Annotated in this window: 13 protein-coding genes and 1 tRNA gene; 10 read left to right on the top strand and 4 right to left on the bottom strand. The window is 64.8% G+C overall.

The window, feature by feature from the left end:
• The first annotated feature begins 205 nt into the window (after positions 1-205).
• A complete protein-coding gene (locus HNP98_RS10320) occupies positions 206-412 on the top strand; it encodes a heavy-metal-associated domain-containing protein (RefSeq protein ID WP_173809995.1) in 207 nt (68 codons plus the stop codon).
• A gap of 184 nt (positions 413-596) precedes the next feature.
• Here the strand turns inward: HNP98_RS10320 and HNP98_RS10315 are convergent.
• A tRNA-Phe gene (locus HNP98_RS10315) sits at positions 597-669 on the bottom strand.
• 166 nt (positions 670-835) lie between these two features.
• On the opposite strand from HNP98_RS10315, the gene HNP98_RS10310 reads away from it, so the two are divergent.
• The 6 genes from HNP98_RS10310 (at position 836) to HNP98_RS10285 (ending at position 7,142) form a co-directional block, all read left to right on the top strand.
• The gene (locus tag HNP98_RS10310; protein WP_173809994.1) at positions 836-2,227 is read left to right on the top strand and encodes a (Fe-S)-binding protein; all 1,392 of its coding nucleotides are present in this window, start codon (positions 836-838) and stop codon (positions 2,225-2,227) included.
• 58 nt (positions 2,228-2,285) lie between these two features.
• Entirely contained in the window at positions 2,286-2,510 is a 225-nt protein-coding gene (locus HNP98_RS10305; RefSeq protein WP_173809993.1) for a hypothetical protein, read from the top strand.
• 93 nt (positions 2,511-2,603) lie between these two features.
• Positions 2,604-3,455 carry a (Fe-S)-binding protein gene (locus tag HNP98_RS10300; RefSeq protein WP_173810065.1) on the top strand — a complete coding sequence of 284 codons (852 nt, stop codon included), beginning with the start codon at positions 2,604-2,606 and terminating at the stop codon, positions 3,453-3,455.
• A 161-nt stretch (positions 3,456-3,616) separates the two neighbouring features.
• The gene (locus HNP98_RS10295; protein ID WP_173809992.1) at positions 3,617-4,141 is read left to right on the top strand and encodes a hypothetical protein; all 525 of its coding nucleotides are present in this window, start codon (positions 3,617-3,619) and stop codon (positions 4,139-4,141) included.
• 81 nt (positions 4,142-4,222) lie between these two features.
• Positions 4,223-6,142, top strand: a complete 1,920-nt coding sequence (locus tag HNP98_RS10290; protein WP_173809991.1) for an OmpA family protein — start codon at positions 4,223-4,225, stop codon at positions 6,140-6,142.
• A gap of 154 nt (positions 6,143-6,296) precedes the next feature.
• The gene (locus HNP98_RS10285) at positions 6,297-7,142 is read left to right on the top strand and encodes a DUF4476 domain-containing protein (protein WP_173809990.1); all 846 of its coding nucleotides are present in this window, start codon (positions 6,297-6,299) and stop codon (positions 7,140-7,142) included.
• 83 nt (positions 7,143-7,225) lie between these two features.
• On the opposite strand, the gene HNP98_RS10280 is transcribed toward HNP98_RS10285, so the two are convergent.
• A complete protein-coding gene (locus HNP98_RS10280) occupies positions 7,226-7,702 on the bottom strand; it encodes a DUF4293 family protein (protein ID WP_173809989.1) in 477 nt (158 codons plus the stop codon).
• 94 nt (positions 7,703-7,796) lie between these two features.
• Here HNP98_RS10280 and HNP98_RS10275 point away from each other — a divergent pair, with 94 nt between their 5' ends.
• Positions 7,797-8,999, top strand: a complete 1,203-nt coding sequence (locus HNP98_RS10275; protein ID WP_173809988.1) for a thiolase family protein — start codon at positions 7,797-7,799, stop codon at positions 8,997-8,999.
• Positions 9,000-9,104: 105 nt separating this feature from the next.
• Positions 9,105-9,866: a tRNA pseudouridine(38-40) synthase TruA gene (gene truA, locus HNP98_RS10270; RefSeq protein ID WP_173809987.1), complete on the top strand. Its 762-nt coding sequence runs from the start codon at positions 9,105-9,107 to the stop codon at positions 9,864-9,866.
• A 44-nt stretch (positions 9,867-9,910) separates the two neighbouring features.
• Here the strand turns inward: truA and HNP98_RS10265 are convergent, their stop codons facing one another.
• Positions 9,911-11,005 carry a DUF5700 domain-containing putative Zn-dependent protease gene (locus HNP98_RS10265; protein ID WP_173809986.1) on the bottom strand — a complete coding sequence of 365 codons (1,095 nt, stop codon included), beginning with the start codon at positions 11,003-11,005 and terminating at the stop codon, positions 9,911-9,913.
• A gap of 135 nt (positions 11,006-11,140) precedes the next feature.
• Here HNP98_RS10265 and HNP98_RS10260 point away from each other — a divergent pair, with 135 nt between their 5' ends.
• A complete protein-coding gene (locus HNP98_RS10260) occupies positions 11,141-12,925 on the top strand; it encodes an ABC transporter ATP-binding protein (RefSeq protein ID WP_173809985.1) in 1,785 nt (594 codons plus the stop codon).
• Positions 12,926-12,981: 56 nt separating this feature from the next.
• Here the strand turns inward: HNP98_RS10260 and HNP98_RS10255 are convergent, their stop codons facing one another.
• Complete coding sequence (locus tag HNP98_RS10255) at positions 12,982-13,656, bottom strand: hypothetical protein (RefSeq protein ID WP_173809984.1); 675 nt, start codon at positions 13,654-13,656, stop codon at positions 12,982-12,984.
• Between the last annotated feature and the right edge of the window lie 21 nt (positions 13,657-13,677).

The raw sequence follows: 13,677 nt of genomic DNA, 5'->3' as shown, positions 1-13,677 counted from the left end.
CCACGCCGCGCTTATTACCCGGGTTATTGCTGGGGCTGAAGAGCCGGCCCGGAGTGGGCACGCTGGCTCTGCCATGCCGTATGGAAAGCTAAAATCATGCAAGCCCCCGGCCTAATTCTGTACCCCCGCGCGGGCACCTGCCGCTAGCTTTGTCTGTTGTACCCTTGCCGCCCGACGTGCGCGGCTTCTCCATTTTCATCTCGCCATGCAAACCCTGAAATTCAAAACCAACATCAACTGCGGCGGCTGCCTCAAGGCCGTTACGCCCGCCCTCAACGGCGCAGCTGCCATCCAAACCTGGCAGGTCGATACGGCCAACCCCGACAAGATTCTAACTGTAAACACCGACCTCAGTCCTGCGCAGGTACAGGCCCTGGTAGAGGGCGCGGGTTTCCAAGCCCAGGCGGCGTAGCCGGTGGTACGGAGACGACCCGGAGCGCCGCGAGGAAGACGGCAATAGCCGTGAAAAGCAGTGGTTTTTACTGCGGGGCTACGGGCTTCTTTCCGTTATTCGCAGCAGCCATGTGGACCAGTCCGATATCCTGTCCAACGTAAAAGCAAAAACCCCGTTTCCAAGCTGGAAACGGGGTTTTTCGTGGCAACAGTTGGAATCGAACCAACGACACCAGCATTTTCAGTGCTGTGCTCTACCAACTGAGCTATGTTGCCGTTTCCCCGCCACAGCCTGCTTTGGGGACCGCAAAGGTAAGAAAGCAAAACCAGGGCGCAAGATTTTCAATAAAAAAATTGTCTACTGGCTACGGATACGTTGCTTTTTAGTCGGCATGCCGACTAAATTGCGGCCCCAACCGGCTCCCGGGTTTATCTTTACGCTATGCTGCAATCCATCCTTTTCGCGCTGCTGCTAATCGCCGCGTTCGGCCTTTTTGCCTGGCAGGTCCGGAAAATTCGCGCCAACGTGCTCGTCGGACGGGCCCGGGACATGGGCGGCCACCCGGCCGAGCGCCTGCGCAAAACCCTGCTCGTGGCCTTCGGGCAGCAGAAAATGTTCAAGCGCCTCACGCCGGCCCTGCTGCACCTAGTGGTGTACGTGGGCTTCCTGGTCATCAACGTCGAGGTGCTGGAGATTGTGGTGGACGGCCTGTTCGGTACCCACCGCTTCCTGAGCTTCCTGGGCCCCGTGTACAGCGCCCTGATGGCCACCAATGAGGTACTGGCCGCGCTGGTCATCGTGGCGGTGGCGGCGTTCTGGTGGCGGCGCAATAGCCACCCGCCGCTCAAGCGCTTCACCGGGCCCGAGCTGCGGCTGTGGCCCAAGCTCGACGCCAACATCATCCTCTACGTCGAGGTGGTGCTGATGGCGGCGCTGTTCTTCATGAACTCGGCCGACATTCGCCTGCACCAGGTGGAAGGCAAAACCCTGCCCGGGGCCTTTCCCGTCAGCCAGTTCCTGAGCGGCCTGCTGCCCGCCAGCGCGGGCACGCTGGCCGTGCTGGAGCGGGCCGGCTGGTGGATTCACATCACCGGCATTTTCTTGTTTCTCAACTACCTACCCAGCTCGAAGCACTTCCACATCATCATGGCGTTCCCGAACGTGTGGTACTCGCGCCTGGTGCCGCAGGGACAGTTCTCGAACGTGGAGAGCATCACCCACGAGGTGAAGGCCATGATGGACCCGGGCTACGCGGTGCCCGCCGCGCCGGTGGGCCCCGACGGCGCGGCCCTGGCCCCCACGCCCTTCGGGGCCCGGGACGTGGACGACCTGCCCTGGACCAGCCTGATGAGCGCCTACTCCTGCACCGAGTGCGGCCGCTGCACTTCGGTGTGCCCAGCCAACCTGACGGGCAAGCTGCTCTCGCCCCGCAAAATCATCATGGACACCCGCGACCGGGTGGAGGAGAAGTATAACTCGCCGCTGATTTTCCGGCCCAACGTGTACGGGGCCGAGGCTAGGCACGAACCCGTGACGGACCTGGCCACCGCCACGCTGCTGCGCGGCAAGGTGACGCCCGAGGAGCTGTGGGCCTGCACCACCTGCAACGCCTGCGTAGAAAGCTGCCCCGTGAACATCAACCCGCTGGAGAGCATCATCGAGATGCGCCGTTTTTTGGTGCTCGAGGAGTCGGCCGCTCCCAACTCGCTCAACGTCATGTTTTCCAACATCGAGAACAACGGGGCCCCGTGGGCTTTCTCGCCCTCCGACCGGTTCAACTGGGCCGACGATTTGTACGTAAAAGGACCCCTGCCGGAAACCGCCGCGGTGTAGCCGCCGCCCGCGGCCCGTCCGGCAGCAAAAAAATCCCACCCTTTTTCTGTCCTGCGCCATGTCAAAGTCCCCCAAGTCTTCGCAAACGGTTGCTTCGGCCGATACGAACGCCGGCTTTTCCCATTCGACGGCCACGCGCACCAGTCCGCCGGTGGCCACGCTCCGGCAGTACCTCGACGGGCCCGCCGAAGCCTTTGAGTTGGCCCGCCGCCAGGCCCGGGCCGCCCGCCCCGCCCCCGGCGGGGCCCCCGATGCCGGAGCCCGGCAGCTGTTTGCCCACTGATTTTTTCCTGACCCGGGCCCCGGCCCGTCCGCCTTTCCTGCCTCTATGCTGCCCGAAACTGCCCCGGCCCCGCGCCAGATTACCGTTCCCGTCATGGCCGATTTGGCGGCCCGCAACGAGTCGCCCGAAATCCTGTTTTGGGTGGGCTGCGCCGGGGCTTTCGACGACCGCTACAAGCGCGTGACGCGGGCCTTCGTGCGCATTCTCGACCACGTGGGCACCAGTTACGCGGTGCTGGGCCTGGAAGAATCGTGCACCGGCGACCCCGCCAAGCGGGCCGGCAACGAGTTCCTGTTCCAGATGCAGGCCGTGCAGAACATCACGACGCTGAACGGCTACGGCATCAAGAAAATCGTGACTGCCTGCCCGCACTGCTTCAACACCATCAAGAACGAATACCCCGCGCTGGGCGGCGACTACGAGGTGATTCACCACAGCACCTACTTGCAGCAGCTCATCAACGAGGGCAAGGTGGGCGTAACAGGCGGTGAAAGCTTCAAAGGCCGCCGCATCACCTTCCACGACTCGTGCTACCTGGGCCGGGCCAACAACATTTACGAGGCCCCGCGCGACGTGCTGGCCGCCCTCGACGCCGACCTGGTGGAGATGAAGCGCAGCCGCGCCAACGGCCTGTGCTGCGGGGCCGGCGGGGCCCAGATGTGGAAGGAAGCCGAGCCCGGCAAAAAGGAAATCAACATCGAACGCGCCGAGGAGGCCCTGGCCACGCTGAGCGGCGCGGCGGCCGCGCTGGCCAACCTGGGCGGCGTCGAAACCGAAACCGCCGCCCCGGGGCCCCACGACTTGCAGGGCAGCATCATCGCCGTGTCGTGCCCGTTTTGCATGACCATGATGAGCGACGGCGTGAAGAACAAGGAGCAGGAAGGCAAGGTGCAGGTGTTCGACCTGGCCGAATTGGTGGCCTCCGCTGAAGGCATCAACGCCTAGAATCGCAGCTTTTGCAGATTTTTAGGAATTGCGCGGATTTTTTCAGACGATTTTTGTTTTCTCCTTCGCCAGATGGCAATGTTTGAGGAAACAAAGCTGTTAGGTTGAGACAGGCTAAAAATCTGTAAAATCTTCCTGAAAATCTGCAAAATCTGCGATTTATGAACGTCACTTTCGACGCCTTGCCGCCTACTGCGCGGGTTTGGATATACCAGGCCAGCCGGGCCCTGACCGACGCCGAGCTGGTGGCCGTGGGGCCCCACCTGGCCCGCTTCGCGGCCGGGTGGACCAGCCACGGCGCCGCCCTGCGGGCGGCGGCCGAGTTTCGGCACCAGCAGTTTTTAGTGGTGGGGCTGGACGAGGCCGTGGCCGGGGCCAGCGGCTGCTCGATCGATGCGTCGGTGCGCTTCGTGGGGGAGTTGGAAAAAGCGTTGGGGCTGAGTCTGCTCGACAAGTCGCGCCTGGCGTTTGCCAGGCCCGGCGGCCTGCTGCTGCTGGAGCGCCGCGACCTGAAGCCGGCCGTGGCCGCGGGCACGCTGGGGCCCGCCACGCCGTACTTCGACAACACCGTGGCCACCAAAGCCGAGCTAGCCGCCCGGTGGCCCGCCCCGGCCGGCCGCACCTGGCTGGCCCGCTACTTCGCCCCGGTGGCCGAAGGGCTCGCCCCGGGCCCCGCGCTGGCGTAAACCCTGCGGAAACGTAGTATTATTGCTGGCCCGAAACGACGCCCAGACGCGCCGCTGCGGGCCGCCTCCTCCTTCCTTGCCATGAGAAATTTCTTGTTCGTTTGCGCGGCGGCCGGCTCGGCCGCGCTGTTGGGTGGCTGCGCGATAACCGGCGGCGGCAGTGCCGACAAACGCTTCGCCCGCGGCGAGTACGAAACGGCCATTCCGCTCTACAAAGCCCAGGTGGCCAAGGGAAAAGAGGCCCCCGCGGCCAACTACCGCATCGGCGAGTCGTACCGCCTCTCCGACCGCGCGGAGCAGGCCGAGCCGTTTTACAAGGCGGCCCTCGACGGCAAGGTGCGGGCCCCCGACGCGGGCTTCCACTACGCGGAGGCCCTGCGGGCCAACGGCAAGTTCGACGAGGCCGCCGCGCAGTTCAGCGCCTACGCCACCAGCGGCACCAACCGCCCGCTGGCGGCCCGCGCCGAAACCGATGCCAAAAACGCGCTGGCCAGCAAAGCCTTGGTGGGCCTGGCCAGCGGCTACGACGTGCGCCCGCTCGATTCGTTGAACTCGGCCGCGTCGGACTTTGGGGCCACGGTGAAGCCCGACACCAAGGAATTCGTGTTTGCTTCGGGGCGCGGCGGAAAAAAATACCTCGGCAACGGCGAAAATTTCACCGATTTGTACGCCGTTAAGTTCAGCGATGCGGCGGCGATGACCGGCGGCACGGTGGCCCCGCTGGCGGGCCCCTTCAACTCGCCCAACCGCTTGGAGGCCAGCGCCACCTACACGCCCGACGGCCGCACCGTGGTGTTTGCCCGCTCGAACGACGGCAGCAAAAAAGGCTACCTGAGCGTGGATCTGTGGATTTCGTACTACAAAACCGGGGAGTGGAGCGAGCCCGTGCTGGCCAACATCAACGACCGCACGGCCGACGACTTCGCGCCGGTGTTTGCCCCGGATGGGGTGACGCTGTACTTCGCCTCGGGCCGCCGCAGCGGGCTGGGCGGCAATGACCTGTTCAAGGCCACGCTGGGGCCTAACGGGCGCTTCTCGCCGGCCGAAAACCTGGGCGATGCCATCAACACGGCCGGCAACGACAACTTTCCCGGCGTGGCCCCCGACGGCACGCTGTACTTCTCGTCGGACGGCCGGCCGGGCTACGGCAAGCTCGACATCTTCATGGTCAAGGGCGGCCAGGCCGTGAACCTGGGCCCCGACGTGAACGGCCCCGCCGACGACTTCGCCCCCTTTCCGATGAGCGCCGAAACGGGCGTGTTCAGTTCGAACCGCGCCGGCGGCAAGGGCTCCGACGACCTGTACGCCTACAAGAAGAAGGCCCTGAAAACGGTTAATTTCTTTGTGGACGGCACCGTGCTGGAACGCGACGCCAAGCTAAACACCCTCACGCCGGTAGCCAGCGGCACGGTGACCATGACGGGCCCCGACGGCCGCAAAACTGCCCTGGTCACGGGCCCCGACGGCAAGTTCACGGCCCCGCTCGACTCGGCGTCGCGCTACGATTTCTTTGCCGACCGGCCCGGGGACTTCTCGACCCGTGCCACGCTGAGCACCGTGGGCCGCAAACCCGCTCAAAGCCAGCTCACGCAGCCGCAAAACGACATTCGCCTGCCGGTGACCCTCACGCTGAACAAAATCGTCGTGAACAAGGCCATCGAGGTGAAAGACATCTTCTACGACTACGACAAGTTCAACATCCGGCCCGATGCCGCCGTGCGCCTCGACACGCTGGTGCAGACGCTGGCCGACAACCCCAAAATCAATATCGAGCTGAGCTCGCACACCGACCAGCGCGGCAAAGACGCCTACAACCTCAAGCTCTCGCAGCGGCGGGCCGAGGCTGCCGTGGACTACATCGTGAGCAAGGGCATCGACCGGGCCCGCATCACGGCCCGCGGCTACGGCGAAACCCGCCCAATTATCGTCAACCCCAAGTCGGAAGCCGACTACCAGCGCAACCGCCGCACCGAGTTCAAGGTGACGCGGATTGACAAGTAGGTCAGCCGCTTTACCGGGTTTAAGCAGCGCCCCGGCCCGCAAGGCCGGGGCTTTTTGTGCGGGGGCCGGCCGGTGCCCGCGGCCTTGGCACGGCGTTTGGATTTGGGTGAAGCACGGCCCGGAAGTTTTCCCCGTCCGCATTTCTTTTCCTGCTATGAAGCCGCTACCTGCCTTTGTTGCCGCCGCTGGCCTGCTGGCCGCGGCCGCCCTGCCCGGCCGGGCCCAGCCCGTGGGCCCGCCCACGGCCGTCAATTTTGCCTCCGAGCGCGGGGTGCCGTTTGGCCTGGTGCTGGACGGGCAGCTGCTGGCGGCCCCGGTGGTGCGCCAAATGCACCTCGACTACCTCGCGCCGGGCCAGCACCAGGCCGAGTTCAGCTTGCCCACGCCGGCCGGCCTCCAGCGTTTCCAGGCGAGCGTGTGGCTGGAGCCCGGCCTGGAAACCAGCTTCCTGCTGGTGCAGCGCCCCGGGCGGCCCTTCCAGCTGCGGCAGGTGAGCCGCGGCCCGGTGCTGCCCCACGACTACGCCGCCTGGGTGCCGGGGCCCGAAGACTACGACCAGGGCCAGGAGCCGGGCCAGGGCAGCTACGGCGGCAATTACCCGCCCGCAGGCCCCGCGTACCCGGCCCCGGTTCCGGCCCCCACGTACCCGGCCCCCGGCAACGGCTACCCGACCCCGGCCTACCCGGGGCCTGCGGGTACCTACTTGCAGCCGATGAGCCCGCGCGACGTGGCCGAGCTGGCCCAGACCCTGAGCCGGTGCCAGTTCGACGACCAGCGGCTCGACATTGCCCACCAGGCGCTGGAGCACAGCAGCTTGCGGGCGGTGGAGCTGGCGGCCCTGGTGCGCACCCTGTCGTTCGATAAATCGCAGAAAGAGTTGGCCAAGTTTGGCTACGCCCACGTGGCCGACCCGCAAAACTTCTATCGGGTGTACGACGCCTTCACTTTCCCGCTGAGCGCCCGGGAAGTGCAGCGGGAGCTGGGGCTGCCGGCCCGTTAGGGCCAGCAGGACCTATGGAAAAGGCCGGACAATTTCTCGTCAGAGAAATTGTCCGGCCTTCTTCGTGCCGCAGAAATAATGCTTTAGCGCAGGCGGTCCTGGCTGCGCACGAGCCGTTCGTCGCTGCGGATGTAGCGGCTGGCCAGTAGGTTGAGCATCAGGGCCAGCGTGGGCAGATAGAAACCCGTGAGGAAGTGGCCTTCCATTTTCACGTTCAGCAGCTGGTCGGCGCGGCTCGAATAGAGAAATGCGGCCCCGATGGTGGCCACCACGAGCAGTAGGTTGAGCGAGCACAGCAGCAGCTGCACCGAGCGGCGGCGGAACTGGAAGATGGCGTAGAGCGCCGTGGCCGCCGCCGTGAGCGCCAGCGTGCCGATGGGCCAGGCCGACGCCACCGTGGTGCCGGCCGCGGGCCCCGCGCCGTGAAACAAGCGGAAGGCGGTGAGGGTGAGGTTGGCCTGCGACACGGGGTCGGTTTTGGCCCAGAGGGGCAGCACCGCCACGGCCAGCATGGCCAGGGCCAGCAGCAGCAAAAACACGCTTTGGATTCTTTGTATCATCTTTGTCGTTGAGATTATAGACCCGGCCCGTGCGGGGCGGGGCCACAAATTTAGCCAGCACGGGGCGCTTGGCGCCCTCCTATCCTTCTTTCTGATGCCAACTGCTTATATCGTGGACGCGGTGCGGACCCCGATTGGAAAATTTGGCGGCGCGCTGAGCAGCGTCCGCCCCGACGACCTGGCCGCGCTCGTGCTGAGCGCCCTGCTGCGCCGCAACCCCTCGCTCGACAAGAGCGCCGTGGAAGACGTCATCATGGGGGCCGCCAACCAGGCCGGCGAAGACAACCGCAACGTGGCCCGCATGGCGGCCCTGCTGGCGGGCTTGCCTGCCTCGGTGCCCGGTATTACCGTGAACCGTTTGTGCGCCAGTGGCTTGCAGAGCATCATGGATGCTTCGCGGGCCATCAAGGCCGGCGAGGGCGACGTGTACCTGGCCGGCGGCTCGGAGAGCATGACCCGGGCCCCGTTCGTGATGGCGAAGTCGGAAACGGCCTACGCCCGCGATTTCACGGCCCACGACACCACGCTGGGCTCGCGCTTCACCAACCCGAAGCTGAACAAGATGCACTACCCCTACAACATGGGGCAGACGGCCGAGAACATCGCCAAGCGCTTCAATATCAGCCGCGAAGACCAGGACGCGTTTGCGTTTGAGAGCCAGCGCAAGTACCACCGGGCGGCCGAAAAAGGGCGGTTTCGCCGGGAAATCATCCCCGTGTTTTTGCCGCAGCCCACCGGCGACACCGCTCTCTTCGACACCGACGAGCAGCCGCGCGTGTCCACCCTCGACCGGTTGGCGGCCCTCAAGCCCGTCTTCCAGCCCGACGGCGGCACCGTGACGGCCGGCAACTCGACCGGCATCAACGACGGCGCCGCGGCCGTGCTGATGGTGAACGAAGACGCGCTAAAGCGCTACAACCTCAAGCCGATGGCGCGGGTGGTGGCCTCGGCCGCAGCCGGCGTCGACCCCGCGGTGATGGGCCTGGGGCCCATTCCGGCCACCCAGAAAGTGCTGGCCCGCGCCGGCCTCACCCTGGCCGACATGGACCTGATTGAGCTGAGCGAAGCCTTCGCCGTGCAGAGCCTGGCCTGCATCCGCGAGCTGGGCCTCGACACCGAGAAGATGAACGTGAACGGCGGCACCATTGCCCTGGGCCACCCGCTGGGCTCGTCGGGCACGCGCATGTCCGTCACGCTGCTGCACGAAATGCAGCGCCGCGAAGGCGTGCGCTACGGCCTGGCCGCCATGTGCATCGGCGTGGGCCAAGGCGCGGCCGTGATTTACGAAAAGATCTGAGTCATTTAACAATTAACAATTATCAGTTAACACGCCTAGCTTGCTGATGACTGGCATGGGGCCCCAAGTGTGTTAAATGGTAATTGATAAATGCTAAATGAAGACATGAAATATTTCCTCCACCTGGCCTACGACGGTACGGCCTACTCGGGCTGGCAGGTGCAGCCCAACGCGCCCACCGTGCAGGCGGCCCTCAACGACGCGCTGAGCAAGGTGCTGCGCCAGCGCATCAGCACGCTGGGCAGCGGGCGCACCGATGCGGGGGTGCACGCCAGCCACCAGGTGGCGCATTTCGAGGCCGAGCTGCCGGCCGGCATGGACGAGGCCCTGCTGCTGTACCGCCTGCGCCGCACCCTGCCGGCCGACATCGCGCCGCTGCGCCTGCACCCGGTGCCACCCGCCGCCAACGCCCGCTTCGACGCCGAGGCCCGCACCTACGAGTATTTTATTATCACTCAGCCCAATCCGTTCCGGCGCGACCAGGCCGTGTTCCTCGACCGGGCCCCCGACGTGGCGGCCATGAACGCCGCCGCCGCCCATTTGGTGGGGCAGTTCGACTTCACCACGTTCTCCAAGGTGAAGGGGGCCGAGACGCACTACGTCTGCCGCTGCACCGAGGCGGGCTGGCACCCGGCCCCGGGCGGCTGGGTGTTCCGCATCCGGGCCAACCGCTTCGTGCGCGGCATGGTGCGGCTGGTGGTGGGCACGCTGCTGGAAGTGGGCCGGGGCAAGCACACGCCGGCCCAGTTTCAGCAGCTGCTGTGGGCCCAGCAGCGGCTGGCGGCGGGCACCTCGGCCCCGCCCCAGGGGCTGTTTCTGAGCCGGGTGGAGTACGGGCCGGGGCTGATACCGGAGGAAACAAAGTAGGGCCCCAGCACAGTTAGATAGCTCTTCACAAGCTCCTTAATTTCTTAAGGATTCGATAAAGCAGCCACCGGAGCGGGCCGAGGCTTGGCGTATTTGCGCGCCAGTTGCTTGAAGTAACTCACTGAAGCACTGGAAAAGCGCTGCGCCTGCGCTTTATTCTTTTTGGCAGCTTTCTGGTAGAGCAGGACGAAGGCCAGCGGGTCGCCGGCATGGTCAATCATCTGTTTTGCGTAGCCGTTTTTTACGATGACCGATGACATGTAAAAGCCGGGGAGGTGGCCGTTGGTACCATTGGTCAGGCGGCGGTATTGCTTTGGGCTGCTCGGGGCCCCACCCCGCGTTTGGATTTGAATGAGGGAGTCCATTTTTTGAATAACGGCGGGGGCCGGAGCCAGCAGCCAGTCGCGGGTATCGAGCGAATCGCTGGTCATCATCTCGCACCGCTTATCAACCTGGTCTGCAAGCCCTTCTTCTTCAATATTTTGCAGCATTCTCACCACACCCTCATCGGCAGGATCTAACGTGCCAAAATCCTTGAAAGGGTGCAACTGGTGGTGCATTTCGTGTCCTTCCAAAATACCGGGCTTGATTTTGGTGTATTTGGTTGACGCGTGCAGACTGTAGAAAAGACCCTCCCGTTGCGAAGTGGCATCGTTGCCCAGCGCGACGTAGTATAAATGCAAATCGGCTACTTTGGTATGGTTGCGGGCGGGCAGCCAAGCGTAGGCACTGGCGTACATCAAGTCCAGGTAAGCGGCGCTTTTGGCAGTTTGGGCGATGTAAGCCCGGTATTCCTGTTCGCGCTGTTTGTAGTCGTTGGCCAAGATGTAGTACCACGCCCCGGCCTTGATTTGGGCTTGCAGCAGCGAGTCGTAGCGGGGCGTGTAGGCCACCTCCACGGCTTTGCGGTAGCGGGCCAGGTTCTCGGCATCGTACACCGAGCGCACATACACTTTGTTGCCCGGCAGCTCCAGGAAATCGTGCCACACCTGGTCGGTTAGCGGCTCGTTGCGGCGCAGCGCGTCCGTGATTTCCCAGTAGCGGGTCACGGCCTCGACGTTGACGGTTTGGGCCCGGGCGGGCGCCGCGGCCAGGAGTAGGGCGGCGAACAGGCACCAGCGGGGTAAAAGTGGCGTCATCGGAACGGAAGGAAAGGTTGGGCCCTTAAAGATGGCGTGGCCGCCCGGCTTTTAAAAGCATTTTCCCAACCACTCCGGGCCCCGGCCGGTTACCCACGGCCCCGCTCCGGGCGTTCCTGCCGACCTTTGTAGCCTATGCAACCCCAACCCGCTGCTTCCCCCACCACCGGCCAGGTGTTCGACTGGCAGGTGCTGCGCCGCCTGCTCAGCTACGTGCGGCCCTACCGCGGCGTGTTCATCGGCCTGATTGTGCTCACCGTGGCCACGGCCGCGCTGGGCACGCTGCGGCCCTTCCTCATCCAGCGGATGGTGGACGTGAGCATCGAACAGGGCGACCGCACCGGCCTAAACCACATGTTTTTGTGGCTGCTGGGCCTGCTGGTGGCCCACGCCGGCGTCAGCTACTTGCAGACCTATTACGGCGGCTGGCTGGGCCAGTACATCGTGCGCGACATCCGCACCGACCTCTACCGCCACCTGCTGGGCCTGAAGCTGAGCTTCTTTGACCGCACGCCCATCGGCGTGCTCGTGACGCGCAACATCTCGGACGTGGAAACCCTGTCCGACGTGTTCAGCGAAGGGCTGGCGGCGATGGTGGGCGACATCCTGCAAATCCTGTTCATCATGGCCTTCATGTTCTACATCGACTGGCGCCTGACCTTGGTGAGCTTGTCGGTGATTCCGCCGCTGCTCTTTTCCACCTACGTGTTTAAAGAGAAGGTGAAAGTGTCGTTTCAGGACGTGCGCAACGCCGTGGCCAAGCTCAACTCGTTCGTGCAGGAGCACCTGACGGGCATGAGTGTGGTGCAGATTTTCGGCAACGAGCAGCGCGAATTCAAGAAGTTTGAAAAGATAAACCGCGAGCACACCGACGCCAACATCCGCTCGGTGCTGTACTACTCGGTGTACTACCCGGTGGCCGAGGTGCTGGGGGCCATCGGCGTGGGCCTGCTGGTCTGGTACGCGGCCCAGGGCCAGATTGAAGGCACGATTTCCAAGGGAGCCCTCATTGCGTTCATCATGTACAACGCGCTGTTCTTCCGGCCCATCCGCCAGATTGCCGACCGCTTCAACACCCTCCAGCTGGGCCTGGTGAGCACCGAGCGCCTGCTGAAGCTGCTCGACAGCGACGACCTAATTGCCACCACCGGTACCTACGTGCCCGATGCCCCGCTGGTGGGCGACGTGCGCTTCGACCACGTGAAATTTGCCTACAACCCGCCCGAGTGGGTGCTGAAAGACATCAGCTTCCACGCCCGGCCGGGGCAGACCATTGCCTTCGTGGGGGCCACCGGGGCGGGCAAAACCAGCATCATCAACCTGCTGAGCCGGTTCTACGACATCCAGGAAGGCCGCATTCTGGTGGACGGGCGCGACCTGCGCGACTACGACCTGAGCGTGCTGCGCCGCCAGATTGGCGTGGTGCTGCAAGACGTGTTCCTGTTCGCGGGCAGCATCCGCGACAACATCACGCTGGGCAACGGCGAGATAGGCGACGCGCAGATTTGGGAGGCGGCCGACCTCGTGGGGGCCCGCCGCTTCATCGAGCGCCTGCCCGGGGCCCTCGACTACCCGGTGATGGAGCGCGGCGCGACCCTATCGGTGGGGCAGCGGCAGCTCATCAGCTTTGTGCGGGCCCTGGTGTACCAGCCCCAGGTGATTGTGCTGGACGAGGCCACCTCGTCGGTCGACTCCGAAACGGAGGAGATGATTCAGCACGCCATCGAGAAGCTGATGCAGGGGCGCACCTCGCTCGTCATCGCCCACCGCCTGAGCACCATCCAGAAAGCCGACCAAATCATCGTGCTCGACAAGGGCGAAATCAAAGAAGTGGGCACCCACGAAGAGCTGCTGCGCCTCGAAAACGGCTACTACGCCCAGCTCTACCGCATGCAGTACGTGGTGGGCGAGGCCAGCTAGCAGCGGGCAGTCAGGCAGAAGGCGCTCCTGCCGGAATGCCCACGGCTGGCCCTTGGTTACTTTTTGGCGGGCGCGGTGGGGGGCACCAAGCCACTTTTGACGAGCATGGGCGCGATGAGGGGGCGCAGCGCGAACGACAAGGCCAGGCACAGCACCAGCGGCAGCAGCCAGCTGCGGCTGCGGTATTCCTGAGTGCCCACGTAGCGCGGCCAAAACCAGGCGAGGTACACCACGGTGCCCGCCACGTCGAACAAGAATGGCAGAAAGGCCAGCACCAGCAGGTTGTTGCTGAACTGCGTCAGGGCCCAGGCCAGGGCCAGCCCGCGGGCCACGGACAGGGCCAGCACGAAGGCCACCAAGCGGGCCAGGGCCCCCGTGCGGCGCAGGCGGTGCAGGTTGAGGCCCAGCAAAATGCCGCCCGCCAGCATCGAAAACAGCATCGAAAACAGCACAATCGTGCCCTGCGAATACAGTTCGAGGCCGTCGGCCGCGGCGGGGTCGCCGGGCCGGGGGGCGGCCGCGGCCGCCTTGGCTTCGGCGGCCTGCTGCTGGGCCACGGCCACTTCCAGGGCCGGGCGCAGGGCGGCTTCTTCGGGGGCGGGCAGGCCGCGGCGGCTCAGCTCGGCCAGGGCGGCCAGCACGGCATCGTCGCGGTACTCGGCGTAGCGGCCCACGTATTGGCGCAGTTCGGCCGCGCTTTTGGCCTGCATTTTAGCCGCGTAGTCTTCCATCGGGAGGTTAATGATGACTGA

The sequence above is a fragment of the Hymenobacter caeli genome, assembly GCF_013294115.1.
Taxonomy (GTDB): domain Bacteria; phylum Bacteroidota; class Bacteroidia; order Cytophagales; family Hymenobacteraceae; genus Hymenobacter; species Hymenobacter caeli.
The sequence above is the reverse complement of the archived record's forward strand: the minus strand, read 5'-3'. Positions and strand labels throughout refer to the sequence as shown.

Coding starts and splice junctions, on each gene's coding strand:
- HNP98_RS10320 (WP_173809995.1), top strand. CDS start 206: ATGCAAACCCTGAAATTCAAAACCAACATCAACTGCGGCGGCTGCCTC.
- HNP98_RS10310 (WP_173809994.1), top strand. CDS start 836: ATGCTGCAATCCATCCTTTTCGCGCTGCTGCTAATCGCCGCGTTCGGC.
- HNP98_RS10305 (WP_173809993.1), top strand. CDS start 2,286: ATGTCAAAGTCCCCCAAGTCTTCGCAAACGGTTGCTTCGGCCGATACG.
- HNP98_RS10300 (WP_173810065.1), top strand. CDS start 2,604: ATGGCCGATTTGGCGGCCCGCAACGAGTCGCCCGAAATCCTGTTTTGG.
- HNP98_RS10295 (WP_173809992.1), top strand. CDS start 3,617: ATGAACGTCACTTTCGACGCCTTGCCGCCTACTGCGCGGGTTTGGATA.
- HNP98_RS10290 (WP_173809991.1), top strand. CDS start 4,223: ATGAGAAATTTCTTGTTCGTTTGCGCGGCGGCCGGCTCGGCCGCGCTG.
- HNP98_RS10285 (WP_173809990.1), top strand. CDS start 6,297: ATGAAGCCGCTACCTGCCTTTGTTGCCGCCGCTGGCCTGCTGGCCGCG.
- HNP98_RS10280 (WP_173809989.1), bottom strand. CDS start 7,702: ATGATACAAAGAATCCAAAGCGTGTTTTTGCTGCTGCTGGCCCTGGCC.
- HNP98_RS10275 (WP_173809988.1), top strand. CDS start 7,797: ATGCCAACTGCTTATATCGTGGACGCGGTGCGGACCCCGATTGGAAAA.
- truA (WP_173809987.1), top strand. CDS start 9,105: ATGAAATATTTCCTCCACCTGGCCTACGACGGTACGGCCTACTCGGGC.
- HNP98_RS10265 (WP_173809986.1), bottom strand. CDS start 11,005: ATGACGCCACTTTTACCCCGCTGGTGCCTGTTCGCCGCCCTACTCCTG.
- HNP98_RS10260 (WP_173809985.1), top strand. CDS start 11,141: ATGCAACCCCAACCCGCTGCTTCCCCCACCACCGGCCAGGTGTTCGAC.
- HNP98_RS10255 (WP_173809984.1), bottom strand. CDS start 13,656: ATGGAAGACTACGCGGCTAAAATGCAGGCCAAAAGCGCGGCCGAACTG.